This is a genomic window from Pseudomonas sp. NPDC087814 (genome assembly GCF_044742865.1).
Taxonomy (GTDB): domain Bacteria; phylum Pseudomonadota; class Gammaproteobacteria; order Pseudomonadales; family Pseudomonadaceae; genus Aquipseudomonas.
On sequence record NZ_JBIUVK010000005.1, the window covers coordinates 1,183 to 26,397 of the forward strand.

The 25,215-nt window shown below is 60.5% G+C and carries 31 protein-coding genes and 1 pseudogene; 15 read left to right on the forward strand and 17 right to left on the reverse strand.

Translation table 11 applies throughout. The features are described from left to right. Positions 1-16: 16 nt before the first annotated feature. A pseudogene (locus ACIOMR_RS05875) lies at positions 17-218 on the forward strand (cold-shock protein). A gap of 73 nt (positions 219-291) precedes the next feature. On the opposite strand, the gene ACIOMR_RS05880 reads toward ACIOMR_RS05875, so the two are convergent. Both ACIOMR_RS05880 and ACIOMR_RS05885 read right to left on the reverse strand, forming a co-directional pair. Beyond that, positions 292-612, reverse strand: a complete 321-nt coding sequence (locus tag ACIOMR_RS05880) for an I78 family peptidase inhibitor (RefSeq protein ID WP_008438688.1) — start codon at positions 610-612, stop codon at positions 292-294. Between the two features lie 147 nt (positions 613-759). Then, positions 760-1,065 carry a hypothetical protein gene (locus ACIOMR_RS05885; protein ID WP_401192826.1) on the reverse strand — a complete coding sequence of 102 codons (306 nt, stop codon included), beginning with the start codon at positions 1,063-1,065 and terminating at the stop codon, positions 760-762. A 142-nt stretch (positions 1,066-1,207) separates the two neighbouring features. On the opposite strand from ACIOMR_RS05885, the gene ACIOMR_RS05890 reads away from it, so the two are divergent. Continuing rightward, positions 1,208-1,420, forward strand: coding sequence for a hypothetical protein (locus ACIOMR_RS05890; RefSeq protein WP_076014608.1), 213 nt, complete (start codon positions 1,208-1,210; stop codon positions 1,418-1,420). A 33-nt stretch (positions 1,421-1,453) separates the two neighbouring features. Here ACIOMR_RS05890 and ACIOMR_RS05895 read toward each other — a convergent pair whose 3' ends face one another. From ACIOMR_RS05895 to ACIOMR_RS05925, 7 genes are read right to left on the reverse strand one after another with little or no spacing between them, the layout of a single operon-like run. Continuing rightward, positions 1,454-2,482, reverse strand: a complete 1,029-nt coding sequence (locus tag ACIOMR_RS05895; RefSeq protein ID WP_003219953.1) for a nucleoside hydrolase — start codon at positions 2,480-2,482, stop codon at positions 1,454-1,456. A gap of 26 nt (positions 2,483-2,508) precedes the next feature. Further along, a complete protein-coding gene (rbsD, locus tag ACIOMR_RS05900; protein ID WP_008438690.1) occupies positions 2,509-2,913 on the reverse strand; it encodes a D-ribose pyranase in 405 nt (134 codons plus the stop codon). Further along, positions 2,910-3,827: a ribokinase gene (gene rbsK / locus ACIOMR_RS05905; protein WP_401192831.1), complete on the reverse strand. Its 918-nt coding sequence runs from the start codon at positions 3,825-3,827 to the stop codon at positions 2,910-2,912. Before rbsK ends, rbsD begins: the two co-directional genes overlap by 4 nt. 23 nt (positions 3,828-3,850) lie before the next feature. Continuing rightward, entirely contained in the window at positions 3,851-4,873 is a 1,023-nt protein-coding gene (locus tag ACIOMR_RS05910; RefSeq protein ID WP_003219958.1) for a LacI family DNA-binding transcriptional regulator, read from the reverse strand. 3 nt (positions 4,874-4,876) lie between these two features. Further along, positions 4,877-5,854: an ABC transporter permease gene (locus tag ACIOMR_RS05915; RefSeq protein WP_003219960.1), complete on the reverse strand. Its 978-nt coding sequence runs from the start codon at positions 5,852-5,854 to the stop codon at positions 4,877-4,879. Beyond that, on the reverse strand, positions 5,851-7,404 hold the full coding sequence (locus ACIOMR_RS05920; protein ID WP_008438693.1) for a sugar ABC transporter ATP-binding protein: 1,554 nt from the start codon (positions 7,402-7,404) through the stop codon (positions 5,851-5,853). Before ACIOMR_RS05920 ends, ACIOMR_RS05915 begins: the two co-directional genes overlap by 4 nt. A gap of 58 nt (positions 7,405-7,462) precedes the next feature. After that, entirely contained in the window at positions 7,463-8,422 is a 960-nt protein-coding gene (locus ACIOMR_RS05925; protein WP_003219963.1) for a sugar ABC transporter substrate-binding protein, read from the reverse strand. Positions 8,423-8,987: 565 nt separating this feature from the next. On the opposite strand from ACIOMR_RS05925, the gene ACIOMR_RS05930 reads away from it, so the two are divergent. The 3 genes from ACIOMR_RS05930 to ACIOMR_RS05940 all read left to right on the forward strand — a co-directional run bounded on the left by ACIOMR_RS05930 (position 8,988) and on the right by ACIOMR_RS05940 (position 11,252). Beyond that, positions 8,988-10,076 (forward strand): asparaginase, encoded by a 1,089-nt coding sequence (locus ACIOMR_RS05930; RefSeq protein WP_003219965.1) that lies wholly within the window; start codon positions 8,988-8,990, stop codon positions 10,074-10,076. A 230-nt stretch (positions 10,077-10,306) separates the two neighbouring features. Next, entirely contained in the window at positions 10,307-10,558 is a 252-nt protein-coding gene (locus ACIOMR_RS05935; RefSeq protein WP_023659007.1) for a DUF1654 domain-containing protein, read from the forward strand. Positions 10,559-10,562: 4 nt separating this feature from the next. Continuing rightward, positions 10,563-11,252 carry an endonuclease gene (locus tag ACIOMR_RS05940; RefSeq protein WP_401192838.1) on the forward strand — a complete coding sequence of 230 codons (690 nt, stop codon included), beginning with the start codon at positions 10,563-10,565 and terminating at the stop codon, positions 11,250-11,252. A 43-nt stretch (positions 11,253-11,295) separates the two neighbouring features. Here the strand turns inward: ACIOMR_RS05940 and ACIOMR_RS05945 are convergent, their stop codons facing one another. After that, on the reverse strand, positions 11,296-11,673 hold the full coding sequence (locus ACIOMR_RS05945; protein WP_032899812.1) for a hypothetical protein: 378 nt from the start codon (positions 11,671-11,673) through the stop codon (positions 11,296-11,298). A gap of 263 nt (positions 11,674-11,936) precedes the next feature. On the opposite strand from ACIOMR_RS05945, the gene csrA reads away from it, so the two are divergent. Further along, a complete protein-coding gene (csrA, locus tag ACIOMR_RS05950; protein WP_003192511.1) occupies positions 11,937-12,131 on the forward strand; it encodes a carbon storage regulator CsrA in 195 nt (64 codons plus the stop codon). Positions 12,132-12,251: 120 nt separating this feature from the next. Here the strand turns inward: csrA and ACIOMR_RS05955 are convergent, their stop codons facing one another. Then, positions 12,252-12,710: a DUF2214 family protein gene (locus ACIOMR_RS05955; protein WP_008438699.1), complete on the reverse strand. Its 459-nt coding sequence runs from the start codon at positions 12,708-12,710 to the stop codon at positions 12,252-12,254. A 170-nt stretch (positions 12,711-12,880) separates the two neighbouring features. Here ACIOMR_RS05955 and ACIOMR_RS05960 point away from each other — a divergent pair, with 170 nt between their 5' ends. Continuing rightward, positions 12,881-13,141: a hypothetical protein gene (locus ACIOMR_RS05960; protein WP_003219977.1), complete on the forward strand. Its 261-nt coding sequence runs from the start codon at positions 12,881-12,883 to the stop codon at positions 13,139-13,141. Positions 13,142-13,300: 159 nt separating this feature from the next. Further along, positions 13,301-13,615: a hypothetical protein gene (locus ACIOMR_RS05965; protein ID WP_003219980.1), complete on the forward strand. Its 315-nt coding sequence runs from the start codon at positions 13,301-13,303 to the stop codon at positions 13,613-13,615. 16 nt (positions 13,616-13,631) lie between these two features. Here the strand turns inward: ACIOMR_RS05965 and ACIOMR_RS05970 are convergent, their stop codons facing one another. After that, positions 13,632-14,306 carry an HAD-IA family hydrolase gene (locus tag ACIOMR_RS05970; RefSeq protein ID WP_003219982.1) on the reverse strand — a complete coding sequence of 225 codons (675 nt, stop codon included), beginning with the start codon at positions 14,304-14,306 and terminating at the stop codon, positions 13,632-13,634. 243 nt (positions 14,307-14,549) lie between these two features. Here ACIOMR_RS05970 and ACIOMR_RS05975 point away from each other — a divergent pair, with 243 nt between their 5' ends. The 5 genes from ACIOMR_RS05975 to ACIOMR_RS05995 all read left to right on the forward strand — a co-directional run bounded on the left by ACIOMR_RS05975 (position 14,550) and on the right by ACIOMR_RS05995 (position 18,195). Then, on the forward strand, positions 14,550-14,762 hold the full coding sequence (locus tag ACIOMR_RS05975) for a hypothetical protein (RefSeq protein ID WP_003219983.1): 213 nt from the start codon (positions 14,550-14,552) through the stop codon (positions 14,760-14,762). A 161-nt stretch (positions 14,763-14,923) separates the two neighbouring features. Continuing rightward, positions 14,924-15,694, forward strand: coding sequence for an alpha/beta fold hydrolase (locus tag ACIOMR_RS05980; protein ID WP_102368533.1), 771 nt, complete (start codon positions 14,924-14,926; stop codon positions 15,692-15,694). 111 nt (positions 15,695-15,805) lie between these two features. Then, positions 15,806-16,063, forward strand: a complete 258-nt coding sequence (locus ACIOMR_RS05985; protein ID WP_003219985.1) for a DUF2790 domain-containing protein — start codon at positions 15,806-15,808, stop codon at positions 16,061-16,063. 51 nt (positions 16,064-16,114) lie between these two features. Further along, positions 16,115-16,786, forward strand: a complete 672-nt coding sequence (locus ACIOMR_RS05990) for a heavy metal response regulator transcription factor (RefSeq protein ID WP_003219986.1) — start codon at positions 16,115-16,117, stop codon at positions 16,784-16,786. Continuing rightward, complete coding sequence (locus tag ACIOMR_RS05995) at positions 16,783-18,195, forward strand: heavy metal sensor histidine kinase (RefSeq protein WP_401192846.1); 1,413 nt, start codon at positions 16,783-16,785, stop codon at positions 18,193-18,195. The genes ACIOMR_RS05990 and ACIOMR_RS05995 overlap by 4 nt, the downstream gene beginning before the upstream one ends. On the opposite strand, the gene pcp is transcribed toward ACIOMR_RS05995, so the two are convergent. The 4 genes from pcp to ACIOMR_RS06015 all read right to left on the reverse strand — a co-directional run bounded on the left by pcp (position 18,188) and on the right by ACIOMR_RS06015 (position 21,266). After that, positions 18,188-18,835: a pyroglutamyl-peptidase I gene (pcp, locus tag ACIOMR_RS06000; protein WP_008438704.1), complete on the reverse strand. Its 648-nt coding sequence runs from the start codon at positions 18,833-18,835 to the stop codon at positions 18,188-18,190. The genes ACIOMR_RS05995 and pcp overlap by 8 nt on opposite strands. Positions 18,836-18,842: 7 nt before the next feature. After that, on the reverse strand, positions 18,843-19,793 hold the full coding sequence (locus ACIOMR_RS06005; RefSeq protein ID WP_003219989.1) for a DUF979 domain-containing protein: 951 nt from the start codon (positions 19,791-19,793) through the stop codon (positions 18,843-18,845). Beyond that, entirely contained in the window at positions 19,790-20,503 is a 714-nt protein-coding gene (locus ACIOMR_RS06010) for a DUF969 domain-containing protein (RefSeq protein WP_003219990.1), read from the reverse strand. The genes ACIOMR_RS06005 and ACIOMR_RS06010 overlap by 4 nt, the downstream gene beginning before the upstream one ends. Positions 20,504-20,840: 337 nt before the next feature. Then, positions 20,841-21,266, reverse strand: coding sequence for a GNAT family N-acetyltransferase (locus tag ACIOMR_RS06015; protein WP_177035808.1), 426 nt, complete (start codon positions 21,264-21,266; stop codon positions 20,841-20,843). Positions 21,267-21,431: 165 nt separating this feature from the next. Here ACIOMR_RS06015 and ACIOMR_RS06020 point away from each other — a divergent pair, with 165 nt between their 5' ends. Further along, on the forward strand, positions 21,432-22,346 hold the full coding sequence (locus ACIOMR_RS06020) for an SGNH/GDSL hydrolase family protein (RefSeq protein WP_177069224.1): 915 nt from the start codon (positions 21,432-21,434) through the stop codon (positions 22,344-22,346). Between the two features lie 263 nt (positions 22,347-22,609). Here the strand turns inward: ACIOMR_RS06020 and ACIOMR_RS06025 are convergent, their stop codons facing one another. After that, positions 22,610-23,386, reverse strand: coding sequence for an AraC family transcriptional regulator (locus ACIOMR_RS06025; protein WP_174717779.1), 777 nt, complete (start codon positions 23,384-23,386; stop codon positions 22,610-22,612). Between the two features lie 211 nt (positions 23,387-23,597). On the opposite strand from ACIOMR_RS06025, the gene ACIOMR_RS06030 reads away from it, so the two are divergent. Further along, the gene (locus ACIOMR_RS06030) at positions 23,598-25,214 is read left to right on the forward strand and encodes an APC family permease (RefSeq protein WP_008438731.1); all 1,617 of its coding nucleotides are present in this window, start codon (positions 23,598-23,600) and stop codon (positions 25,212-25,214) included. Position 25,215: the final 1 nt, after the last annotated feature.

Genomic DNA, 25,215 nt, shown 5'->3' on the forward strand with positions numbered 1-25,215 from the left:
CCCACAACCAAAAACGGTGGGGTGTGGGTGGTGCCGCCCGGGGGGGGCCGCCCCCGCCCCCCCCCCCCCCCCGCCGGGCGCCGCCCCCCGCCCTGTTCGTACACTTCAAAGCTATCGAAAGCGACGGTTTCAAAAGCCTGAAAGAAGGCCAAACCGTTTCCTTCGTGGCTGAGAAAGGCCAAAAGGGTATGCAAGCTGCACAGGTTCGCCCAGAGTAATTCTGCGCCGAACTAAAAAAACCCCGTCCATGTGACGGGGTTTTTTATGGCCTGGAGAAAAGCGCTGGAGCAATCAGCCGCAATTGACCCGATTGATCACAAGGTTGTCATCGGTATTGAGGTTCAGGCGATCGGAGCGGTATTCCAGCGTGACCATGTCATCTGGCTTGAGAATGCGTGCGTTCTGCGCTCCGGCGCGGCTACGGGCCTGTTCCAGCAATTGTGGCGAAGCTTTCTGGCCGATTGCGAACTCGGCAGCCTTCGCCTCACAGCGGCTATGACCAGCATCGGTCACGGCAGTGTCTTTGGCTGGCTCAGAGGTACCCGGGGTGCTGCAACCCGACAAGGCGAGCGCAGCCAACAAAGTACCGAATGATGCGAGCTTCCAAGGCATGAAGCCTCCTTTGAGAAAAAATGGACAGAGATCGTGCGACCGTGGTTTGGCCGATTGGTTTCAGAATTGTCACAATTGGCTGTGGGCCAGTCTGCCTGAGTCGACACCGGGCGCTGGCGAATCAATCGTCACCAGATATGAACGCACTCAGTAGATGTCGATGTAATCAAACGGCGGGGTTGGCCAATTCTGCTTGAGCGCGTTGAAAATCTGCATCACCCACACCTCGTCGCTGGCTGCGACGTTGCCGACATAACCCGAACCCGCCGCCCAGGTCTCCAGGCGGAACAGAAGGCCGTCGATATCGACGCCACCCACCACGCCCGAAGAAATGTAGGCAATGCCGACATTGGTAACGCGCAATTGGGTGTGAACGTTGTCACTGGCGGACGCAAGCAGCTGCCGCACAGCGTCCAGCGTCAGGTTCTCGGTGTTGTTCAAGTCGATCTGCACGCGGTTTGCCCTGGCAATTAAACAAGCGGACAGTGTCGCACAGCCCTCCCCTCATGCCTAAGTAGCAGTGCCAAACACGGCGCAAAATGGTTAACTCCACACGCAGAACGCACTAACCGCCTTTCAGCCTCGCGAGACACCCATGACCATCGTCACGATCCACGCCGACATCAAAGCCAAGTGGCCCCAAGGGCAAAGCTCCTATAGCCCGGGCAGCCCGGAGGAGTTGGCAATCATCGGTATCGACCTGCTGGTCAAGGAACTGGGCACACAGGCCGCGCAGGCATTCATCGGCCAGGTATTCGAGAAATACCCGGCCGATCACATGGGGGCGCCAGACCCCGAGCGCGAATAAGACCCGGCCGACGAACGTCGACCGGCAGGCTGTTTACTTCAGGCGACCAAGGCGTTCGGTCAGCAGATCGAAGAAGCCCTGGGCATCGCCATTTTCAACCCAGAACGCGTTCTTCGGTTGTTTCAGGCCATCGTACCAGTCGACGATGGTCTGGCCGAAGGTCGGGCCTTCACGGCTGTCCACCACCACGTTGACCTCACGGCCGCTGAACAGCGCAGGCTTGAGCAGGTAGGCAATGACGGTAGCGTCATGCACCGGGCCGCCCGGGATGCCGTAGTGCTCCATATCGCCCTTGACGTATTCATTGAGAATATCGCCCACCACCTTGCTCGCGTTGTTGTTCAGCGCAGCGATTTGCTTCAGGCGTGCGTCGCTGGTCAGGACCTTGTGGGTCACGTCCAACGGCAGGTAGGTCAGCTTGACGCCGCTCTTGAGCACGATCTCGGCCGCGATCGGGTCGGCGAACAGGTTGAACTCGGCCACCGGCGTGATATTGCCGCCGTTGAAGTGCGCGCCGCCCATCACCACCACTTCCTTGATGCCTTGAGTGATCTCCGGCGCCTGGGTCAATGCCAGCGCCAGGTTGGTCTGCGGACCGAGCATGGCGATGGTGATGCTGTGGGGCTTGGCGGTGCTGAGGGTCTTTATCAGGTAATCAACGGCATTGCCTTCGGCCAGGCCTTTTTTCGGCTCATGCACGGTGACGCCGGAGATACCTTCCTTGCCATGGATGTTTTCAGCGTAGATCGGCGTGCGCAGCATCGGTTTCGGTGCACCGGCATATACCGGGATGTCCTCGCGCCCTGCCCATTCGCGGGCCAGGCGTGCGTTGCGGGAGGTCTTGTCGAGGCGCACGTTACCGGCAACGGTGGTCAGCGCGCGGATCTGCAGTTCATCGGGCGAAGCCATGGCGAACAGCAAGGCAACCACGTCGTCGGCACCGGGGTCGGTGTCGATGATCAGGTCGATTTTTTCCGCCGCGTGGGCGCTTGCAGCAGTTAGCACGGACAAAAGCAGCACACTCCGGAACAGGTGTCGCAGGGTTTGGGTACCACGTTGCATGACGCACTCCTTGTCGTTGGGGAATTCTAGAACGTTACGCCGGAAACCAGCGCGATATTGCAGTAGGGCTGGCACTCGCCGGTGCGCACCACCGCCCTCGCCTTGCGGCTGAGCTGCTTGAACTCTTCATGGCTGACCAGGCGGCGCTCGCCGAGGGCGGCCTGTTCGGTCAGGGTATTGAGATCCGCCAGGGCCGGCGGTTGCTTGAGCAGGATTTCTTCCGCGAGCACGTGGCTTTCCACCTGCATCTCGCTGAGGACGATGCGCAAGGTACTGACGAAATCCGGAATGCCTTTGGTCAGCGCCAGGTCGATCAGCTCGACACCCGGCGGCACCGGCAAGCCGGCATCACCGATCACCAGAATGTCGCCATGGCCAAGGGATGCGATCACCCGCGACAGCGCGATATTGAGCAAGGGAGTCTTTTTCATGAGGGCACAAAACCTTGGACGTCATGCAATGTGGGAATAGAGGGTTGCGCACCCGCGCGGGTCACGGACAGCGCGGCGGCTACCTGGCCGAAACGAATGGCCTCGGCCTCGCTCCTGCCGTTGGCCAGCGCGGCTGCGAAACCGCCGACGAAGGTGTCACCGGCAGCCGTGGTATCGACCGCCTTGACCTTGGGCGCGACCAGGTGCTCGAAGCCTTGGCCATCGGCAAACAACGCGCCTTCGGAGCCGAGGGTAATGATCACTTTGCCAGCACCGGCCTTGATCAGGCGTGTGGCGGCGGCCTTGGCGCTGTCCAGCGAGTCGACCACCACGCCGCTCAAGGCCGAGGCTTCGCTTTCATTGGGAATCAGGTAGTCGATGGCGGCGTACCAATCCTCGGGCAGCGGACCACTGGCCGGCGCCGGGTTCAGGATCACCGTCTTGCCCAGCTCGCGACCGCGCTTGAGGGCATGGCCGACAGTCTCCATCGGCGTTTCCAGCTGGCAGACAATCACGTCGGCAGCCTGCAGCACACTGTCAAATGCCTGTAATTTGGCTGGGGTCAGCTCGCCATTGCTACCGGCGACAATAACGATCGCATTCTGGCTGCTGTCATCCACCACGATCAGCGCCACGCCGCTGGAACCGTCGACGGTGTTGACGGCCTGGCAATCAATGCCCTCCACCAGCAACGCGTCGCGCAATTGCGCGCCATAGGCATCGGTGCCCACGCAGCCGACCATGGCGACCTCAGCCCCGAGGCGCGCCGAAGCGACCGCCTGGTTCGCGCCCTTGCCGCCGGGAACGGTGGAAAACGATTGGCCGATCAGGGTTTCACCGGCGCGGGGCAGCCGACTGGCCCGGGTGACCAGGTCCATGTTCAGGCTGCCTATTACCACTACTTTTGCTGGCATACATCAGTACTCATCAATTCGGTTCAGCGGTATTGGGCAAACACACCGGCCAACGGCGCCGTCGACTCGCGCAGGACAATACTCGGCGTCACGATGCGCTGATCGATCGGCAATTGGGGTGTCGCAATTCGTCGCAGTAAAAGCTCGGCCGCCATCTCTCCCAACTGCAGGATCGACTGGCCCACGGTGGTCAGCGCCGGGTACACGTACTGGCTCATCTGGATATCATCAAACCCGATCACCGACAGCTCACCGGGCACCCGGATATTACGTTCGGCAGCGGCGCGCAAGACGCCGAAGCCAATCATGTCGTTGCCGGCAAAAATCGCGCTGGGGGGATTATCCGCCAGCAATTGCGCCGCGGCCGCGTAACCACCGGTACTGGTGAAATCACTTTCCAGCACACGGCCGGCCGGCACTTCGAGCCCCGCCTCGGCCAAGGCGCGGTAGTAGCCCGCCATCCGCATTTGCGCCACGCGGGTATGACTCGGGCCACCAATGCAGGCAATGTCGCGATGCCCCAGATCGAGCAAGTGCCGGGTCGCCAGGTAAGCGCCCTGTTCATGGTCGATGCGCACCAGGTCGACATCGATCCCGTCCAGTGCACGGTCGACGATGACCATCGGCGTGCGCACCGCCTTGAGGCCTGTCGCCAGGCCGCTGTCGTCGCCGCCCACCGAGGTCACGATCAAGCCGTCGATGCGTTTTTCCAGCAGCACCCTCAGGTAGCTGCGCTGCTTTTCGGCATTATCGTCGGAGTTGCAGAGGATCACGCAATAGCCGTTACGCTCGCAGTAATCCTCGATGCCCCGGGCCAGTTCCGCAAAATACGGGTTGAGGCTGTTGGGCACCAACAGGCCGATGGTGGCTGTGGTCTTGGCCTTCAGCGAGCGCGCGACCGCACTGGGTACATAGTCGAGCTGCTTGATGGCCGCCTCGACCTTGATCCGTACCGGCTCGCTGACCGGGCGCGTCTTGTTCACCACATGAGACACCGTGGTGTAGGAAATCCCCGCCAGCGCGGCCACATCCTTGATCGTTGCCATGGCTCAGGCTCGCCGACTGGCGCGCTGGCTGCGGTAAGTATCGAGCACCACCGCGATCACGATCACGGCACCGGTGATGATACGTTTGGTCGGCTCGGTGGCGCCAATCTGCGCCAGCCCTGCCGCCAGTACCGAGATGATCAGCACGCCGAAGAAGGTACTGATGACCGAGCCACGCCCGCCCATCAGGCTGGTGCCACCGATCACTACCGCAGCGATCACTTGCAGCTCCAGGCCGGAACCGGCGTTGGGATCGGCCGCTTCCAGGCGCGAAATCTGGAACAGCGCCGCCACCCCCGCCAGCAGGCCCATCAGGCTGAACACCAGTATCTTGTAGGGCTTGGGATTGATACCCGCCAGGCGCACGGCCTCTTCGTTGGTGCCGATGCCGATCAGGTAGCGACCGAACACGGTACGGGTCAGCACCAGCTGCGCGGCGATGATCACCAGCAACGCGATGATGAACGAAGGTGAAATGCCGAAGGCCACCGGGTTGGACAGCCAGGCAAACGAATCACCGATGTATGCGGTACGCGAGCCGGTCATCTGGTACGCCACGCCGCGCGCCATTTCCAGCACGCCGAGGGACACGATGAACGACGGGATCCGCCAGGCCACTGTGATCGAACCGGTAATGGTCCCGGCCAACGCGGCGCAGCCCATGCCCAGCACGGCTGCCGGCAACACACTCCAGCCCCAGCCGAGAATCGCCACGCTGACGGCCGATGCGGCCAGGGCCAGCACGGAGCCTACCGACAGGTCGATGCCGCCGATGATGAGCACGAAGGTCATGCCGACTGCCAGCACCATCAGGTCGGGAATCTGGTTGGCCAGGGTGCTGAAGGTGTCGTACGAGAGGAAGTGGTCGCTCAGGAACGAGAACAGCGCAATCATCGCCAGCAAGGCGCCGGCCAGGCCCAGGTAGGTGCCCAGGCCATAGAAGTTGCCGCCACGTTTTGCGGGGGAGGAAGTGGTTTTCATGGGGTATTCCTAGGCGCTGCGTCGTTGAGCAGCGCATCACGTTTCTGATAGCCGGCAAAAGCAGCGGCAAGCAATTCGTCCTGGGTCCAGCTGTCGCGCTCGAAGGTCTCGATCAGGCGCCCGGCGGAAAGTACGCCGATGCGGTCGCAGATCAGCATCAACTCACGCAGGTCGCTGGACACCACCACCAGCGCCTTGCCCTGGCGGGTCAGGTCGCCGAGCAACGCATAGATATCGAATTTGGCGCCGACGTCGATGCCTCGGGTCGGTTCATCGAACAGCATCACCGCGCAATCGCGCTCCAGCCAGCGGCCAATCACCACCTTCTGCTGGTTGCCACCCGACAGCTCGGACACCAGCTGCGCCGGACTGGAACTGCGGATACGCATGGCGTCGACCTGCCGCTTGGCCAAGGCCGTTTCGTCACGACTGTTCACCAGGCCACCGCTGGACACCTTCGGCATGTTGCCCAAGGCGATGTTGGCGCCGATGGATTGGGTCAGCAGCAGGCCTTCGCCCTTGCGGTCTTCGGTGATCAGGGCGATGCCATGGCCAACCGCATCGACGGGCGAGCGAATGCTGACGACTTGCGCCGGTGTGCCCAGGGCCACGGTGCCGCTGTCGGCCAGGTCGGCGCCGAAGATCAGGCGCAGCAATTCCGTACGACCCGCACCGATCAGGCCGGAGATGCCGTAGATTTCGCCGGCACGCACTTCAAACGACACGTCGCGGACCTTGTCCGAGCGAGTCAGGCCTTTTACCGTCAACAGCGGCGCGCCGATGGTGCGCGGGCCCAGGTCGATTTTCTCGCCCAGTTCGCGGCCCACCATCAGCGTGACCAGTTGCTCACTGTTGTAGTTGGCCATCGGCTCGACACACACCAGCTTGCCGTCACGCAGCACCGCAATGCGCTGGGCAACCCGGGCCAGTTCTTCGAGCCGGTGGGAAATATAGATAATCGCCACGCCCCGGGCCTGCAGGCGGGTAATTTGTTCAAACAGCATCTCGACTTCACGGGCGGTCAGCATCGCCGTGGGTTCGTCGAGGATCAGTACGTGGCAATCGCCGATCAGGTTGCGGGCAATTTCGACCATCTGTTGGTGGCCGATGCCGAGGCTGCCGACCAGGGTGTCCGGGTCGATAGCGTCCAGGCCGACCTGGGCCATGGCTTCAATGGCGGCCTTGCGCAGTTGCTTACGGCTGATCCAGCCACCGTGGCTGGGCAGGTTATCGAGGAACAGGTTTTCAGCGACCGTCAGGGTTGGCAGCAGGTTAAGCTCCTGCATGACCATGCGGATGCCCTGCTCTTCAGCCTGGGTCCGACTGCCTGGCGTGTAGGCCTGGCCATTGAACTGCATCTGGCCGTCGGTCGGGGTGACCAGCCCGCCGATGATTTTCGACAGGGTGCTTTTCCCCGCGCCATTCTCACCGGTAAGCGCCAACACTTCCCCACGATTGAGCGTCAGGGTGATGTCGGACAGAACCGGTTGGGCATAGGTCTTGCCGATACCGCTGACCGAGAGGACAGCGTTCGGTGCGGAAGATGACATAGGAACGTCTCCAGGCGTCCGCTCGGGTGAGCGGACGCTGTTTTGTGCTGCCGGGGAATTACTTCTTGAGGATGAGTTCGACCGGGGTTTCGATCATGCCATCCACGGCATCGACTTTTTCACCCTTGACCAGCTTCAGAGCGTTCTGGATACCGAAAACGGCTTGCTGGGCAGCAGCCTGGTCGGCGGTGGCCAGGACACGGCCGTCCTGCAGCATCGGCTTGATGGCCTCGATGTTGTCGTAGCCTACGACCAGCACCTTGCCAGCCTTGCCGGCACCACGTACGGCGGATACTGCGCCCAGTGCCATGTTGTCGTTACCGGCCAGCAGTGCCTTGATGTTCGGGTTTGCCTGGAGCATGGCAGCGGCAATCGCGTTGCCCTTGTCGATTTCCCACTCACCGGATTGGGTGGAGACGATCTTCATGCCGGCGGCATCCATCGCGTCCTTGAAGCCAGCGGTACGCTGCTGGGCGTTGGTGGTGGTGGACACACCTTCGATGATGCCAACCTGGTCACCCTTGGTGAGGTGCTTGGCCAGTTCTTCACCGACCAGGCGCGCGCCCTTGCGGTTGTCTGGACCTACGAACGGGATATCAAGGTTTTTGCTTTTCAGTACATCCACATCAAGACGGTTGTCGATGTTGACGATCTTGATGCCTTTGTCGGAGGCCTTTTTCAGCACGGTGACCAGGGCTTTCGAATCGGCGGGAGCAATGACGATCGCGTCAACCTTGGACAGGATCATCTGATTGACGATATCGATCTGCGCACTGGTATCGGTTTCGTTCTTGATCCCGTTGGTGATCATGTCGAAGTCGGCGGCGTGGGCTTTCTGGTATTCCTTGGCACCGTCCTGCATGGTGACGAAGAATTCGTTGGCGAGGGATTTCATGACCAGGCCGACCTTGGGTTTGGCGGCGGTCTCGGCAGCAAATGCAGAGGAAAGAGGCAGGGCAGCGGATGCGGCAGCAAGCACAGCGACAGCAAGAAGACGTCCAGCAAATGGCAGCTTCATGGGTTCACTCCGATCTTATGATTATTGTGAGCAACGCTTGCACCGAAGAACGCTTCGGCAGCCAACCCACCCGGGCGACTGATACGAGCTTTCACGACACTCGAGGAGGACCCGTGAAACATCTCGCAAACGTTTGCGTTAGGTCAAACTATGAGAAGCTTGTCGAGATTTGTCAACGGGAGAAAACTGCCTTTTGTTGAATCCGCTTTACGCCCTGCCCTCGAAGCCATCCGGTACCCCCTTTAAACATCCGCGTTGCTGGATCGTTCTCTGAAACGACAGGTAGCGGCGTGCCTCCTGCGTTTAAAACCAAACTTTTCCGTCATCCTTTTCGGACAACCGAACACCCGCGCACCGCTTTGTTCGGAAAGCCGGACAGAAGACCAAGCCATTTACTTACAAATCAAACAAATATAGATATAAATCAATAGGTTAAATTCTATTGCCAAACAAAATCCCGCTGGTACAAATCCTGCTCTTACTCAGCACCTCGTGGCGTTCAGAACCGCCCGGGTGTTTCTAGATGAACCTGCATCAGCACTCATCAAAACTAGAGAGAAGAATAATGAAATCTGCGTTGAAAACTTTCGTACCGGGCGCGTTAGCCCTCCTGCTGTTGTTCCCCGTTGCCGCTCAGGCAAAAGAAGCTGAAACCCAGCAAAAACTGTCCAACGTGGTGATCCTTGCCACCGGCGGCACCATCGCCGGCGCCGGCGCCAGCGCGGCCAACAGTGCGACCTACCAGGCCGCCAAGGTCGGCATCGAACAATTGATCGCCGGTGTTCCTGAGCTTAGCCAGATCGCCAATGTCCGCGGCGAACAAGTATTGCAAATTGCCTCCGAAAGCATCACCAACGAAAACCTCCTGCAACTGGGTCGTCGTGTCGCCGAACTGGCCGACAGCAAGGACGTCGACGGCATCGTGATCACCCACGGTACCGACACCCTGGAAGAGACTGCCTACTTCCTCAACCTGGTGGAAAAGACCGACAAGCCAATCGTCGTGGTCGGCTCGATGCGCCCAGGCACCGCCATGTCGGCTGATGGCATGCTCAACCTGTACAACGCCGTTGCCGTCGCCGGCAGCAAGGACGCCCGCGGCAAAGGCGTACTGGTGACCATGAACGACGAGATCCAGTCGGGTCGCGACGTCAGCAAGATGATCAACATCAAGACTGAAGCGTTCAAGAGCCCATGGGGCCCGCTGGGCATGGTGGTAGAAGGCAAATCCTACTGGTTCCGCCTGCCAGCCAAGCGTCACACCATGAACTCGGAATTCGACATCAAGACCATCAAAAGCCTGCCGGACGTCGAAATCGCCTATTCCTATGGCAACGTAAGCGACACCGCCTACAAGGCTCTGGCCCAGGCCGGCGCGAAAGCCATCATCCACGCCGGTACCGGCAATGGTTCGGTGTCGTCCAAGGTGGTGCCTGCCCTGCAGGAACTGCGCAAGCAAGGCGTACAGATCATTCGCTCTTCCCACGTGAATGCCGGTGGTTTCGTTCTGCGTAACGCCGAACAACCAGACGACAAATACGACTGGGTAGTTGCCCATGACCTGAACCCGCAGAAAGCCCGCATCCTGGCCATGGTCGCCCTGACCAAGACCCAGGACAGCAAGGAACTGCAACGGATGTTCTGGGAATATTGATCGCTCCCGGGCCCGGCCGGCAACGGTTGGGCCATCCCGCTCGTGGCGTACCGCGAGCGGGTCTGATTTCCCCCGCTTTATCCCCCGCGCAAAAAAACCTTTGAAAAACAAAGCGTTCCTACACCAAATCGGCAAAACCACTGTCAGAAGAACTTCTTGAATTTTAAGCAGTTGCGAAATTGCCCACAGTTAAATACTGTATGCACGTACAGCCTAATAAGGAATACTCCGTGGCAAAGCCCTCTTCCGCAGCACCAACACCTCCTGATGCCTACCAACGACTGGCCGTTCGTGTGCAGAAAATCATCAACTCCACCAATGCCCAAAAAAACAAGGCGGCGTTGATTTTTCGTTTGCCGGAGGAACCGGAAGACGAGTGGGCACGACTACTGGAAGAGATAGCAGAAAACGATAACGTCACCCTCGCTTATCGCGATGACGGTGGCGTGCAGATTTTCTGGGTTGTGCCGAAGGAAGATTGAGTCAATGAGTGTCCGTTTTATCAGTGTGTTGTTCGTGTTTTTTGCTGTCACCGCTCACGCCCAAGCCCCCAGGACGTTCAGCGAAGCCAAGAAAATCGCCTGGAAACTGTATGAACCGCAATCCACGGAGTTCTATTGCGGCTGCAAATACAACGGCAACCGGGTAGACCTGAAAGCCTGCGGCTATATCCCGCGCAAAAACGCCAACCGGGCGGCACGTATTGAATGGGAACACATTGTTCCGGCCTGGCAGATCGGCTATCAGCGCCAGTGCTGGCAGGATGGCGGGCGCAAGAACTGCACCCGCAAGGACGCGGTCTACAAGCGGGCCGAAGCCGACCTGCACAACCTGGTGCCGAGCATCGGCGAGGTGAATGGCGACCGAAACAATTTCAGTTTTGGCTGGCTGCCGGTACAAAGCGGCCAATATGGATCATGCCTGACCCAGGTGGACTTCAAGGCCAAGAAGGTCATGCCCCGCCCTTCCATTCGCGGCATGATCGCCCGAACCTATTTCTATATGAGCAAGCAGTATGGCCTGCGCCTGTCGAAACAGGATCGCCAGCTGTATGAAGCCTGGAACAAGACCTACCCGGTACAGCCCTGGGAACGCCAGCGCAATCAAACCGTGGCGTGCGTGATGGGGCGCGGCAATGAATTTGTCGGCCCGGTGAACTTGAAAGCCTGCGGCTGAACGAAAAAAGCGGGAGCGCCATGGGCTCCCGCTTGTCGACTCTTTACTGCGCAACCTTGTGTTCGATGACCTCGGACACCGTGTCATTCTTCTTCGCAGTGGCCAGTTTCTCGGTCAACTGCGCTTGTTTCGCCTCGGCCTCGGCCTTGGTGCTGAATGGGCCCAGCAGCACCTGGTCCTTACCGTCTTCCTTCGCCAGATAGAAACTGAAACCGTGTTCCAGCAACCACGCGGTCAGGTCAGTCATCGCCTGCAGCTTGTGATCCGGCGGCCCCACCCATACATCCCATTCTTGAGAGGCGATCGCGCCGACCGCAGGTTGCGCCTGGGCGGGCGCCTCGGCAACGGCAGGCCTGGCCTTGGGGGCGTCGACACTTTTACCTTCACCGCAACCGGCCAATGCCAACACCGCAATTGCCATCGCTACTTTACGCACTACCCTGCTCCTTAGAGGATCAAAGAGGCGACTTTATCATTCACTGTCTATTCTGGCCGTCATAAACGTTGGCTTAAACAATGCGAATGATGTATCGCAGACCTGTATGATGGCGGCATGGGAATTAATGCCGCCTCTATGCGTCCTAAAAGAGGCAGCCACAGGGAAGCGCTTCGCAGTAAGCTACACACATCCGACATCTGCCCTGTCTGAAACATGTGTCCTTCAAAGCAATCAAGGAGAAGTCCATGCTGATACTCACCCGCAAAGTCGGTGAAAGCATAAACATCGGTGATGACATCACGATCACCATCCTGGGCGTTAGCGGCCAGCAAGTAAGAATCGGCATCAATGCTCCAAAGGACGTTGCCGTGCATCGCGAGGAGATCTACCAACGTATCCAGGCGGGCCTGACGGCTCCGGATAAAAACCAGACACCTTGAAGCGCCTCCAGTAGCCAGCCCTTTCGTTCACTGTAACGGCTGGCGAAAACCTCTTTCAGCCTGCTCGCGGCTTCCCGCGGCCAGCGCGCCCTATTCCCTTGTTCCAGCGCCAGGCCAGCGTCATCCCAGGCCGACACCGCGTGCCATGCCACTCGCTGCAATCATCATCAGCACCAGCAGTAACGCCTGCACATGGCTGATGCGCGCAAAAAGACCTGCCTGGTGCAAATCGAGGCGCGTGCCACGCGCCAACGCGATGCGCCATTTGATAAAGCGAATCATCGGCGCGAGCTCCAGTAACAAAATTAATACAAGCAGCGTCATCTTCACGTGAAACAACGGCTGGTGCAGGTAATAATCACTGCCCTTTTCGTAGCCGCCGAAGGCCCGCAGGCCACCGGTTACCAATAACACCAGGGCACTGATTCCCCAGATGTTGTCCGCGATCAATACGCGGCGCAGGGTGGATGGGTCACTATCAGATACACCGCGCAATGCCTTGCCACGCGCAAGCACGGCCGACAAAGCCATGGCGAATGCCAGTAAATGGACTGCTGCAAGAAACCACTGAACCAACATAAGGCGTACTCCCTTTTGTATGACACATGGCAGGAACACTTCTCAGTAATAGTCGCTGGCTGCGTTCAACGCATGAAACAGCCTGCAAACAAAGGGAACTTGTGGAGTTTTCCAGGGCCGAATCTCGTGACAAATCCCCTACAGTCTGCAGCGCGCCAAGGAGCACGTTGATGAGGCGTACCGTTAAACAGCCTTACTTATCCAAGTCTTGGTTGATTGTCACGCTGATCAGCGTGGCGTTTGTGGCGCTGGAGTATGGCCTCAAGTTCGAAATCGAAGGCTCCTCCGACAAAGCCTACTCATGGCTGGACCTGACGCTGTTCCTGAGCGCGTACTTGTTTTTCTTCTGCCTCAAGCCCATTCAGGTCGCCGTCCATCGCAGACTGTGCCGGCGCGCGCCTCACAGTGATCGCCGCAAAGCCTCATCCTGACGGCTTTGGGTTTCATCTTGAAGTTCGTTGCCCCAGCGCGGTGTATCCCGCAAGCGGGTTGAAACCGCCGCCGCAGTTGCTATCAGATCGCCGGTATTTACAGCTGCGCGACACAACCTATGCTTGGGCATGCACGGTCGGTGAAAGGTTGTAGCGCTGATGGACACACTGAGTAAAAGCGAAATCGAATCAGCACTGGCAGCGCGCCTGCCGAGCTACAAAATCGTCTGCACCCTGCATGCCGATGGCACGCTTTCCGCGATTCTCAGCGGCCCGGAAGCTGATCACTTTGCGGTGACCGGCATCGTCCGCGCACACCATCGAGGGCCGGAGGCGATTGCCAGGCTTGCCAGCGAAATCCTCAAGGAAATGGTCTTGTCCCGCCAGGGGCTCAAGGGCAACCGCCTGCAGACGCTGACTGGAAACAGCTCCAACGTTGAACCGCCCCTTTACGAAGAAGGCCGATCCGGGTAACCGGGTCGGCCTTTTTTTACGCCAGGCGCTGTAGATGCAACAGCCCGGCTTCGTCCCGCTGAACCTGTAGACGCTCATACCCGTCAATCGACGGATGCGCGGTGACCATGGGCACAAGGTGGGTCGACGTCACCACCATCACATCGGCCCCCGCCGCCTCGCCGGCGCGAATCCCGACGCTGGCATCCTCAAACACCAGGCAGTCCTGTACCGGTACTCCCAGCCGTTGCGCACCGAGCACATAACAGGCCGGATCCGGCTTGCCGCTGGCGACATCCTCCGCGGTGACCAGCACCGCCGGCGGGTTGATCCCGGCCGCCTGCATACGGCGCAGAGCCAGTGCCTTGGGGGCAGACGTAACCAGCGCCCATTGATCGCCGGGCAATGCGTTGAGGAATTCCACCGCGCCCGCAATCGCCACCACCCCTTCCACATCCTCAAGTTCAGCCTCGGTAATCCACTGCGCCTCAGCCTGCGCGTCCACACCGGGCAATGCCTGGCGGGTGATGGTATCGATGGCCCGGGCACCATGGATGGTCTTCAGAAAGGCCTCGACATCCAGCCCATGGCGTTCAGCCCAGGTGGCCCAGACGCGCTCGGCGGCGGCAATGGAGTTCAGGAGTGTGCCATCCATATCGAACAGAAAGGCGCGGTAACGGTGGGCGAATACAGCTGAATCGCGGGTGGACACTGCTCGGCTTCCTCTTGCTTTCGTCACCCGGTCTTGGGCGCTGACGAACCACTTGCCTGGTGCAATCTACGGATCGGCCCAAACGCTGTAAACCTTGCCGTGGTTTGTATCGGACTGTATGGGAACCCCGCCTGGATACGCGAACCCGCATTTCGCCATGCCTGGGCACACATGGCAGATACACCCCGGCGATTAACTACGACCACCAGCCAATCCGGCTGACTCACGCGTAGGAGCCTCATCATGTTCAATCTCTCGAAAGCTTCGTCCCTGGTACTCGGCCTGACTGTCATCGCGGGCCTCGGGCTGTCATCCATGGCGTCGGCCGACACCCACGCTGGCGCGGTCAAAGACCAGCCATCCCACCTGCTCGCCGAGGGCGGCGCAGATCGCCTGCACGAACGCGGCCTGGCGGAAGGCGGCGCTGAACGCCTGCAAGCAGCCCGTACTGTCTGATGGGTCACCGTCCAACCAGGGCAGCCTTCCGGCTGCCCATTGCATTACAAACTTGTCATCAAGCTGTCAGTGTTGCCCGCACCCTCACTTCATACAGTGAAGTCGTCAGTCACCCACAGCGGGTGACCCAACTTCCCACTGAAAATGAAGCGAGCCCGCCCATGAAACCTGCAAGCAAACTCTGCCTGATCGCCGCCAGCCTGTTGATGCTGGGGACCGGCGCCGCCGTGGCCGGCCCGATTGCACCGGTGAAAGCCAATAACGTAGTGCTGGTACACGGCTCCTGGGCCGACGGTTCCAGTTGGTCCGAAGTGATTACCCGCCTGCAGGCCGCCGGCTTGCATGTAACCGCCGTGCAAAACCCGCTGACCTCGGTGGCGGATGACGTCGCTGCCACCAATCGCGTACTCGATCAACAGGACGGTCCTACCGTGCTGGTCGGCCATTCCTACGCCGGCACCGTGGTCAGCGACGCCGGGGTCAACCCCAAGGTCAGCTCCCTGGTATACGTCGCCGCCCGCGCTCCGGACGCCAACGAAGACTTCGTCGCCCTGTCCGCCAAGTACCCAAGCACACCCGTGCGGGCCGGTGTGGTGGAGCACGACGGTTACCTGACCCTGAACCAGGACGCCTTCCTCAAGTACTTTGCCGCCGACGTACCCCACGCCAAGGCCATGGAGCTGTACGCCGTGCAACAACCGATCGCCAAGACCCTGTTCAGCGGTCGCACCGTCAACGCCGCGTGGCACACCAAGCCGTCCTGGTATGCGGTGTCCAGCAATGACCAGACCATCAACCCGGACCTGGAACGCTTTCTCGCCAAGCGCATGAACGCCACCACCATCGAGGTGCCATCGAGCCACTTGTCCCTGGTTTCCCACGCCAAGGAAATCACCGACCTGATCCTCGAAGCGTCCGGCCGCCAGCCTTAAGCCCTTCATTACGATCTTGTCATCATCCTGTTGGCTGGCTGTTTGTGTCGCCTGGTTACTGTGAACTCACTGCCGGATACCGGCAGCCAACCCTTAAAGAGAGATACCGCCATGAAACTGTTTATCCTCGGCTTTGCTGCCCTCCTCGCCACCGGCTCGGCCTTTGCCGATACCACCGCCACCACCTCGGTGATCCATGACACCCCCGGCTTCTTCATGCACATGGACGTGGCCAAAGTACTGTCGAGCACCGATACCTACGGCCAGTGCGGCATTGTCCCTGCGCGCCTCGACTACCTCGACAGCCAGGGCCGCGAACACGTGCTGGACTATCAAGTACAGGGCATCGGCTGCCCCAATGACAATTGATCGGGCTACACTTGCGCCACGCAAGAACTGCACATCACCAGGGCGAATCCCATGAATATCCTCGTAGTCGAAGACGAGCCCAAGGCGGGCAACTACCTGCTTAACGGCCTGCAGGAACTGGGTTACTCCGTGAGCCTTGCCCGCGATGGCGTGGACGGGTTGCACCAGGCCCTGGAAACCCCGTTCGACGTGATCGTGCTGGACGTGATGATGCCGAAGATGGACGGCTGGGAAGTGCTGCGTCGCCTGCGCAAGGAAGCCGACACGCCGGTGCTGTTCCTGACCGCCCGGGACGATATTGCCGACCGCATCAAGGGCCTGGAACTGGGCGCCGACGATTACCTGATCAAGCCGTTTTCCTTCGCCGAACTGGTGGCGCGCCTGCGCACCCTGACCCGGCGCGGGCCAAGCCGTGAAGAAGAACACTTGCAGATCGCCGACCTGCAGATCGACGTGCTCAAGCGCCGCGTCAGCCGTGGCGGCGTGCGCATCACCCTGACCAACAAGGAGTTCGCCTTGTTGCACTTGTTCGCCACCCATCAGGACCAGGTACTCTCGCGTTCGCTGATCGCCTCAAGGGTGTGGGACATGAATTTCGATAGCGACACCAATGTGGTCGACGTGGCCGTGCGCCGCCTGCGCCTGAAAATCGACGACCCGTTCCAGCTCAAGCTGATCCATAGCGTGCGCGGCATCGGCTATCGCTTCGATACGCAACCATGAGCAAGCCCCGGCATTACTCCCTGACGCTGCGCCTGGCGCTGATCTTCGCCCTGCTGGCGTTCGCCCTGCTGGCAACCCTCGGCGTGGCGCTGTACCGCGACCTTGAGCGCGAACTGATCCACCGCGACGACGCTGCGCTGATCTACCGCGTCGACCAACTGCGCAACCTGCTGAACGACAGCAACACCCTGGACCTGATCAAGACCAAGCCCGAACTGTTCCAGAACATGCTGGGCAACCGCGAATCGGTGCTGAGCATCGCCGCACCCGGGCAGAAACCGCTGCTGGAAGTGAACCCCGGCAACATCGACATGCCCGACGTTGCACCGGTGCCCCGGGACCACGCCCTGGAATTCGCCGACGTGCAGCATTTACCCGGCGTCAATGGCGTCCCCTTCTCCACCCTCGCCGCCACCATCGATTCAGGCGACCTGGGCAGCCTGCAAGTCACTACCGGGCGGTTGATGACCGAGCGCACCGCAGTGCTCGCCAGCTACCGGCTGAGTGTCTATATCCTCGCCAGCATCGCGGCATTGGTACTGGCGGTGGTCGGTTACTTGATGGTGCATCGCGGCCTGCTGCCATTGCGGCGCCTGGCCGTGCATGCCCAGGGCATCGGCGTCGGCAACCTCGCCGCGCGCCTCGACAGCCAAGGCGCCCCCAAAGAACTGCTGCCGATGATTGATTCGTTCAACACCATGCTCGAACGCCTGGCCAAGGGTTTTGTGCAACTGGGCCAGGTCTCCACCGACATGGCCCACGAACTGCGCACGCCGATCAATAACTTGCTCGGGGAAACCCAGGTGGCGCTGCAGCAACACCGTAGCATCGAGGCCTACCAGCAACTGCTCGCCTCCAACGTCGAAGAACTCGAACGTCTGGCGCGCATGCTCGACAACATGCTGTTCCTGGCCCGCACCGACCCGGCCAGTGCACTGCGCCAGCGCCAGGAACTGGACGCGGCCGACGAAGTGGAACGCATGGCCGACTACTTCGAAGGCCTGGCGGGCGATGTCGACATCAGCATCCTCGCCCAGGGCGCCGGTGTGATCTGGGCCGAGCCGATGCTGCTGCGCCGTGCCCTGGCCAACCTGTGCGCCAACGCCATCAAATATGGTGCGCCCGCCTCTGAACTGCTGATCCAGGCCACACCCTGCGCCGAAGGCATCAACCTGACAGTGACCAACCACGGCGCGACCATCCCGGCGGAGCACTTGCCCAGGTTGTTCGAGCGGTTTTATCGCGTGGATGAATCACGGGAGCGTTCGGCGCATTCCAATGGATTGGGGCTGTCAATTGTCGCGACCATCATGCAGTTGCATAACGGCCGATACAGCGTGAGCAGCGAGAGCGGTGTGACCTGCTTCGCGTTGTTTTTCCCGGGACGCGAAGCCGAAAACCTCAGCTGACTTGCCCACCCGTTTCAGTGATATCCACCAGGGTATTCCAGGCCGTCAGCAGCGCAATCCGCAAGCCCTCGACCTGCATCGGCAACGCCATCGAGGCCGGCTCGGGTATTCGGCCCACCACCTGCTCGGGCAGCCACGGCACATGGATGAAACCGCTGCGTACCCCTGACCCGGCGAGCGCGTGCTGCAACAGATAGAACACCTGGTTGCACACGAAAGTGCCGGCGGTTTGCGACACGCTGGCCCCAATGCCGGCCTCGCGCACGGCCCTCACCATGGCCTTGCTCGGCAAGGTGCCGAAGTAGGCCGCAGGGCCGCCGGGCAGCACTTCCGTGTCGACAGGTTGCTCACCCAGGTTGTCCGGAATCCGCGCGTCGTTGAGGTTGATCGCGACCCGCTCGATGGAAATATCACTGCGCCCGGGGCCCAGCCCGACAGCAATGACCATCTGCGGGCGGTGTTCGGCCAACAGCTGAGCCAGGCGCTCGCCCGCCGTGGCAAAGGCACAGGGTAACTGGCGCGCGACAATCCGCACATCAGCGCCCAACTGCACACCCTCCAACAGGCGTACCGCCTCCCAGGACGGGTTGACAAGGTCTTGGTCAAACGGTTCGAAACCCGTCAGCAATACAGTGCGCATTACAGCCTCACATCAGCAGGTAGAGCAGGACAATATTGACCACCAGCATCATCAACGCGGTCGGCATCTGTGCCTTGATGACCGCGTTTTTATCCGGCAGCTCCAGCAACGCCGCCGGGACAATATTGAAGTTGGCCGCCATGGGTGTCATCAGCGTACCGCAGTAACCGGAGAACATGCCGATGGCAGCCATCACCGCCGGGTTGCCGCCGTAGATGCCCACCAGCACCGGTACGCCAACGCCGCCGGTCATCACCGGGAAGGCGGCAAAGCCATTGCCCATGATCACGGTAAACAGTGCCATGCCCAACACATACACCATCACCGCTACCAGCTTGTAATCCAGGTTGATATAGGTGGTGGTGATGTGCGCCACCGCTGTGCCCACGCCCGCTTCGTTGAACAACAGCCCGAGCATCGCCAGCATCTGCGGCAGCACCATCGCCCAGCCCAGCGCTTCGGTGAGGCGCCGGGATTCGCGAAGGGCTTGCACCGGCGTGTCCCGCGTCAGCCAGCAGGCCAGCGCCAGTGCAATCAGGCAGCCGATACCCAGGGAAACAAAGGTGGTGTTCTTCGGGTCCAGCAGCGGCACGCCGCCGATCTCGGTGTGTTTGAGCAATACCGAGCCGATCACCGTGGTCAACGGAATGGCCAATGCCGGGATAAACAGTTTATGCCCCAGGCGACCTGCGCTGGCCCGTGCGGCCTTGTCATGCAACTGGGCATGCGCGCCGCGGCCTACGCCGCCCAGGCCCGCGATGAGTGCCATCACCACCACGCCCACGCCGACCACCACCGAGGGCAGGCGCTCCCCCACCAGGAACGGAATGGCAAACAGCAGCCAGAACAACGAACTCGACCAGCGCTTGGGGTGGGTGCGATCCATCAGGATCATCCCGGCGGTGATCACCAGCAGAACGCCGGCCAGCCAGTACAGGTATTGAATGGAAATGATCATTGCGCCGCCTCCGCTGTGTTGGCCGGTAACAGCTCTCGGGTCAGCATTCGGTCAAAGCGGTGCAAGCGAATGGCGTGAATGATGAAGGCGCAGATCGCCGTCGGGATGCCCCAGACCGCAATGTGCAGAGGTTCGACATCAATCCCCGAACCCAGCAGGAAGGTGTGCATCAACGCAATCGCACCAAAGGCGACGAAGATATCCTCGCCAAAAAACAGCCCGACGTTGTCGGTCGCGGCACACATGGCCAGGACCTTGTGGCGAAGCTTGTCGGGGAGTTTGCCATAGCGTTTTTCCGCCGCACCTTCGGCCATCGGCGCCAGCAACGGGCGCACCATCTGCGGGTGCCCGCCCAGACTCGTCAGGCCCATGGCCGCTGTGGATTCACGCACAAACAGATAGATGATCAACAAGCGCCCGACCGTGGCCCGCTCAAAGCGCGCGATCCAGTTTTGCGCATGCAGGCGCAAGCCATGGCGCTCCAGCAAGCCGATGACAGCCAGGGGCAACAACAGGATCAATTGCAAGGCGCGAGTCTGGAGGAAGCCGTCGCCCATGGTGGCGAGGATCTTTTCCAGTGGAAAGTGGGCGGCAAACCCGGTGGCAATCGCTGCCGCCGTGACGACCAGCAGCGGATTGAAGCGCAACACAAAGCCGACCACGATGACGAGTACGCCAATCAGCGGCCATAGGTTCACAACAGTTTGCATGGTGGTGAGGTCCTTAAGTGCGCGCTGCGGCGCCAGTAAAGCAGGTAGTGAACAAAGGGTTCACTGCAAGAAAACGGCGTGCAGCCCGGCTCGATTTTTTATTGTTGACCTGGAAGGTCGAGCGTCAGTGGCCGCATCTTTGCTGCTTGGGGAGGGAGGTGTCCAACAAGAAAAATTGTTGCTGCAATCCAATAAAGTTTGTGGGTGTTTGAAGCGTTAGAGGGCATTTGTCGGCCCGTTTGAAGAGAAGGCCCAGGTGCAGAACGTGCTCAGGTACTTGAAGTCCGATAAAGGGCTGGACGGCTTGGTCACGTGGCGGTCGGTGACCCGCTAGCCCTCAGCCCAGGTGCTTCTGGAAAAAGTGGCGCGTGTGTCCTGGCGGGTACTCGGCAATATGCCCGAACTCGCTGAAACCCAGCTTCCGGTAGAACCCGGGCGCCTGGAAGCTGAAGGTGTCCAGCCAGATCCCCGCACACCCTTTCTCCCGTGCCAGCTCCTCAGCCGCGAGCATCAGCCGCGAGCCCATGCCTTGAGTGCGCATTGACTCAGGCACGCTCAACAGCTCAATGAACATCCAGCCATAGGAAATTTTCCCGTACAGGCCGCCCACCACTTCCTGGCTGGCGGGATCACGCAGTAACAGCCCAAACGTTTCGAACGGGTTCTCGCCGCATTGGCTGATGTTGTATGCCCTCAGCGGCTGAAGGATGGCCTGGCGCTCTTGCTCCGTAACTTCAAAAGACAACTCTATCGCTGATGCCATCTCAATCTTCCTGATGTGAATGCCCAATTCTGCGGACACTACCAGCGATAGCCACCTGTCGCATACAGGACAGTCTTTGCGCCCTCAGCTACACACAGGTCGCAACCGCCCGCGGGCATGCACTTCATCGCCAGTACTCTTGGAGCACCACCCGGGAGATTTCCAATGACTCTACGCGCTTGCTTGGCCGCTCTATTGGTACTGACCGCCTCCACCGCCTTTGGCGCTCCCCGCTACGATCACCTCTATGCGTTCGGCGATAGCTACTCCGATAACGGTGCGGGTGAACGCTTCACCAAGACCCTGGCCACTCTGAAGGTCAAGGATGCCCAGGAACTGCCCGGCTCGTTGTACTGGAAGGGCCGCTGGAGCAATGGCCCGACTGCCGTCGAGAACCTGGCCCACGCCTTGAAAACACCCTTGACCGACTACGCAGTGGGCGGCGCCAAGAGTGGCAATGGCAACTACTACGCCTGGATGGAGCCCGCCCGCGACACCGGCGTTTCAGGCCAGATCGCTGACTACCTGAAGTCCGCCAAGGCACAAAAAGCCGACCCGAAGGCGCTGTTTTTCATTTTCATCTCGGCCAACGACTTTTTTGAATGGGCCGACTTCTCGCACACCGAGTCGGTTGCCGTACTCAGCCAGAACAGCGTGGCAAATATTCAGAAAGCCACCGAGACACTGATTACAGCGGGCGCAAAACACGTGATGGTAGTGGGCACCACGGATTTGAGTCATGTGCCAGCCGTGGTGCAGGGCAATCAAGTCGAGAACGCGAAAAACTACCAGCAGGTACTGGAACAAAAACTGCCGGTTGTGCTGAGCACATTGGCTAAGGCGCATCAGGTCAGCATCAGCTACTTCGACCACGTGGCGTTCAGCGACAAGCTGCGCGCAGCTCCCCAGGTGGCGGGGTTGAAAGACCTGGATACGCCCTGCCAACACACCTATCCGGACGTGAAGCCGGTGTGTGAAAACCCGGATGCGCATTACTACTGGGATGAATGGCATCCGACGCGCAAGGTGCATGCGCTGGCAGCACAGGCGATGCTTGAAACGTTGAAGGCCGGCCAGTGATTACCCAGGTGACGCCGTCCTACTGAGTCAAGGCGAACACCCACCGATAACCGCTTCTCTTCTGAACGAATCGGGAGAGCCCCCGGTGCTTTTGTCGGTGACATCCACCACGCAGCCACTCACCGGCACGGACTGGACGACTTGATAAGTCGCACCAACGGCAGGGATAAAACTGACCAGGTTTGCGCAACTGCGAAGAGCGTTGGCGCCCTCCTTGTTGGCGCCACCGCTGCTCATGACATTCACGTAGATCCAATTAGACATCACCGCACACTGGTCGCCTGCCGATACTGGCGCGGCGTAAACCCGGTCAACGCCTTGAACTGCCGGGTAAACGCACTGTGGTCGGTATACCCGCACTGCAACGCCACCTCAGTGATCGGCAGCTCGGTATGCAGCAGCCGGTGCGCATGTTCCAGGCGTACCTTCTGGATCATCTGGCGCGGTGTCAGGTGGAAGACGCGCTTGCAGTAGCGCTCCAGCTGCGCCACGGAAATCCCGGCGATCCGCGTCAGTTCACCCAACGTGACCCGCCGATTGAAATGCGCCCGGATGTGTTCGTCCACCGCCGCCAGCCGTTGATAGGCCGGGTGGGTTTCGCTGGCGGTTTGCAGGTCGACCGAGATGCCCGCCAGGCCGATGATTGCAGCGTCGCGGCTGTACAGCGGCCATTTGTGGGTCAGGCACCAACCCGGCTCGCGGGTACCGTAGAGGTGCAGTTCCAACTGGTCTTCGAGGACAAATCCCTGCTCCAGCACCCGCCGATCCTGCTCGGTATAGCCGGGCCCCAACTGCGCGGGAAATACCTCGGCGCTGGTTTTTCCCAACAGCGGTTGCAAGTCCTTCAAGCCGCACCGCTGCACCAGGGTGCGGTTGGCCAATACGTAGCGCGCCTGCACGTCCTTGATAAAGATCGCGGCATTGGGAATCACGTCCAGCATCGGCAACAGCAACCCCACGCCGGCCAGTAATTCTTCGATGGTCTGTGGACGATTCGACTCGCTCCCTTGGCATAGGGTCGCGAACGCGCTCTGCATCATGACGCTCTCTCCTGCATTTTGCGGACAGGCCAGGCGCCCGGCGGGCGGTGCCTGGCGAGCAGATTGCCGCATGGCGGTAGCCCTGTCGAGCACTCGCAATTGTGCTGATTTCGTCATCGCAGCCTGCGCAAAACATCAATCGCGGCGCCGTTGATGGGTTCACTGTATGGCCACTGCATGCCTATCCAATAACCCACAAGAAGGCGCCGCCATGTCAGCCCAAGGCAAGTTCAAGAAACAGCTTTCATTGATCGACCTCACCTTTATCGGACTGGGAGCGATCTTCGGTTCGGGCTGGCTGTTCGCGGCCAGTCACGTCTCCGCCATCGCCGGACCGGCGGGGATTTTTTCCTGGTTGCTGGGCGGCTTCGCCGTGTTGCTGCTGGGCATTGTGTATTGCGAACTGGGGGCGGCATTGCCCCGCGCCGGCGGCGTGGTGCGCTACCCGGTCTATTCCCACGGCCCGCTGCTGGGCTACCTGATGGGCTTTATCACGCTGATCGCGTTTTCAAGCCTGGTGGCAATTGAAGTGGTCGCCTCGCGCCAATACGCCGCGGCGTGGTTTCCCGAGTTGACGCAGGCGGGTTCCAGCAACCCCACCGTCCTCGGCTGGTTCGTGCAGTTTGCGCTGCTCTCGCTGTTTTTCGCCCTCAACTACCGCAGCGTGAAGACCTTCGCCATGGCCAATAACCTGGTCAGCGTGTTCAAGTTCATCGTGCCGCTGCTGGTGATCGGCGTGCTGTTCACCTTTTTCAAGCCGGAGAATTTCCACGCCCAGGGCTTCGCGCCGTTCGGCCTGTCGGGGATTGAAATGGCCGTGTCTGCCGGCGGGGTGATTTTCGCCTACCTGGGTCTGACGCCGATCATCTCGGTGGCCAGCGAAGTGAAGAACCCGCAACGCACCATTCCAATTGCACTGATCCTGTCGGTGCTGCTCTCCACTGCAATCTACGTGCTGTTGCAGACCGCTTTCCTCGGCGGCATCCCCACCGAAATGCTCGCCAACGGCTGGGCCGGCGTCGCCAAGGAACTGGCCCTGCCGTACCGCGACATCGCGCTCGCCCTGGGCGTAGGCTGGCTGGCGTACCTGGTAGTCGCCGACGCCGTGATCTCCCCCAGCGGCTGCGGCAATATCTACATGAACGCCACGCCACGGGTGATCTACGGCTGGGCGCAAACCGGAACCTTCTTCAAGATCTTCACCCGCATCGATGAAAAGTCCGGCATCCCGCGCCCGGCGCTATGGCTGACCTTTGGCCTGTCGGTGTTCTGGACCCTGCCCTTCCCGTCGTGGGAAGCGCTGATCAACGTGGTGTCCGCCGCGCTGGTGTTGAGCTACGCCGTGGCGCCGGTATCCGTGGCCGCCCTGCGCCGCAATGCGCCTGACCTGCCGCGCCCGTTCCGGGTCAAGTGGATGGGCCTGCTCGGCCCTCTGTCGTTCATCATCGCCGCGCTGATCGTCTACTGGTCCGGCTGGAGCACCGTGTCGTGGCTGCTCGGCCTGCAAATCCTGATGTTCGTGGTGTACCTGCTGTGCGGCCGTTTTGTGCCGACCCTGCACCTGAGCCTGGGCCGCCAGGTTCGCTCCTCCGCCTGGCTGATCGGCTTCTACGCCGTGACCATCATCCTGTCGAAGCTCGGCAGCTTCGGTGGCCTGGGCATCCTCGGCCATCCCTTCGACACCGTGGTCGTCGCCGCTTGCGCGCTGGGGATTTATTACTGGGGCGCGGCCACCGGCGTGCCGGCGCACCTGGTTCGCCTGGAAACCGAAGACGACGAAAGCGAAGCCCCTGAGCCCGACATCGGCCGAGTGCAGCTTGCTTCCTGAG

What these genes read in the sequence shown, in the direction of transcription:
- ACIOMR_RS05980 (WP_102368533.1), top strand. Translation starts at nt 14,924, where the DNA reads ATGAAACCTGCAAGCAAACTCTGCCTGATCGCCGCCAGCCTGTTGATG.
- rbsD (WP_008438690.1), bottom strand. Translation starts at nt 2,913, where the DNA reads ATGAAAAAGACTCCCTTGCTCAATATCGCGCTGTCGCGGGTGATCGCA.
- ACIOMR_RS05890 (WP_076014608.1), top strand. Translation starts at nt 1,208, where the DNA reads ATGACCATCGTCACGATCCACGCCGACATCAAAGCCAAGTGGCCCCAA.
- csrA (WP_003192511.1), top strand. Translation starts at nt 11,937, where the DNA reads ATGCTGATACTCACCCGCAAAGTCGGTGAAAGCATAAACATCGGTGAT.
- ACIOMR_RS05880 (WP_008438688.1), bottom strand. Translation starts at nt 612, where the DNA reads ATGCCTTGGAAGCTCGCATCATTCGGTACTTTGTTGGCTGCGCTCGCC.
- rbsK (WP_401192831.1), bottom strand. Translation starts at nt 3,827, where the DNA reads ATGCCAGCAAAAGTAGTGGTAATAGGCAGCCTGAACATGGACCTGGTC.
- ACIOMR_RS06020 (WP_177069224.1), top strand. Translation starts at nt 21,432, where the DNA reads ATGACTCTACGCGCTTGCTTGGCCGCTCTATTGGTACTGACCGCCTCC.
- ACIOMR_RS05985 (WP_003219985.1), top strand. Translation starts at nt 15,806, where the DNA reads ATGAAACTGTTTATCCTCGGCTTTGCTGCCCTCCTCGCCACCGGCTCG.
- ACIOMR_RS05940 (WP_401192838.1), top strand. Translation starts at nt 10,563, where the DNA reads ATGAGTGTCCGTTTTATCAGTGTGTTGTTCGTGTTTTTTGCTGTCACC.
- ACIOMR_RS05955 (WP_008438699.1), bottom strand. Translation starts at nt 12,710, where the DNA reads ATGTTGGTTCAGTGGTTTCTTGCAGCAGTCCATTTACTGGCATTCGCC.
- ACIOMR_RS05990 (WP_003219986.1), top strand. Translation starts at nt 16,115, where the DNA reads ATGAATATCCTCGTAGTCGAAGACGAGCCCAAGGCGGGCAACTACCTG.
- ACIOMR_RS06005 (WP_003219989.1), bottom strand. Translation starts at nt 19,793, where the DNA reads ATGATCATTTCCATTCAATACCTGTACTGGCTGGCCGGCGTTCTGCTG.
- ACIOMR_RS05910 (WP_003219958.1), bottom strand. Translation starts at nt 4,873, where the DNA reads ATGGCAACGATCAAGGATGTGGCCGCGCTGGCGGGGATTTCCTACACC.
- ACIOMR_RS05945 (WP_032899812.1), bottom strand. Translation starts at nt 11,673, where the DNA reads ATGGCAATTGCGGTGTTGGCATTGGCCGGTTGCGGTGAAGGTAAAAGT.
- ACIOMR_RS05960 (WP_003219977.1), top strand. Translation starts at nt 12,881, where the DNA reads ATGAGGCGTACCGTTAAACAGCCTTACTTATCCAAGTCTTGGTTGATT.
- ACIOMR_RS06025 (WP_174717779.1), bottom strand. Translation starts at nt 23,386, where the DNA reads ATGATGCAGAGCGCGTTCGCGACCCTATGCCAAGGGAGCGAGTCGAAT.
- ACIOMR_RS05895 (WP_003219953.1), bottom strand. Translation starts at nt 2,482, where the DNA reads ATGCAACGTGGTACCCAAACCCTGCGACACCTGTTCCGGAGTGTGCTG.
- ACIOMR_RS06010 (WP_003219990.1), bottom strand. Translation starts at nt 20,503, where the DNA reads ATGCAAACTGTTGTGAACCTATGGCCGCTGATTGGCGTACTCGTCATC.
- ACIOMR_RS05965 (WP_003219980.1), top strand. Translation starts at nt 13,301, where the DNA reads ATGGACACACTGAGTAAAAGCGAAATCGAATCAGCACTGGCAGCGCGC.
- ACIOMR_RS05915 (WP_003219960.1), bottom strand. Translation starts at nt 5,854, where the DNA reads ATGAAAACCACTTCCTCCCCCGCAAAACGTGGCGGCAACTTCTATGGC.
- ACIOMR_RS05975 (WP_003219983.1), top strand. Translation starts at nt 14,550, where the DNA reads ATGTTCAATCTCTCGAAAGCTTCGTCCCTGGTACTCGGCCTGACTGTC.
- ACIOMR_RS06030 (WP_008438731.1), top strand. Translation starts at nt 23,598, where the DNA reads ATGTCAGCCCAAGGCAAGTTCAAGAAACAGCTTTCATTGATCGACCTC.
- ACIOMR_RS05930 (WP_003219965.1), top strand. Translation starts at nt 8,988, where the DNA reads ATGAAATCTGCGTTGAAAACTTTCGTACCGGGCGCGTTAGCCCTCCTG.
- pcp (WP_008438704.1), bottom strand. Translation starts at nt 18,835, where the DNA reads ATGCGCACTGTATTGCTGACGGGTTTCGAACCGTTTGACCAAGACCTT.
- ACIOMR_RS05920 (WP_008438693.1), bottom strand. Translation starts at nt 7,404, where the DNA reads ATGTCATCTTCCGCACCGAACGCTGTCCTCTCGGTCAGCGGTATCGGC.
- ACIOMR_RS06015 (WP_177035808.1), bottom strand. Translation starts at nt 21,266, where the DNA reads ATGGCATCAGCGATAGAGTTGTCTTTTGAAGTTACGGAGCAAGAGCGC.
- ACIOMR_RS05995 (WP_401192846.1), top strand. Translation starts at nt 16,783, where the DNA reads ATGAGCAAGCCCCGGCATTACTCCCTGACGCTGCGCCTGGCGCTGATC.
- ACIOMR_RS05925 (WP_003219963.1), bottom strand. Translation starts at nt 8,422, where the DNA reads ATGAAGCTGCCATTTGCTGGACGTCTTCTTGCTGTCGCTGTGCTTGCT.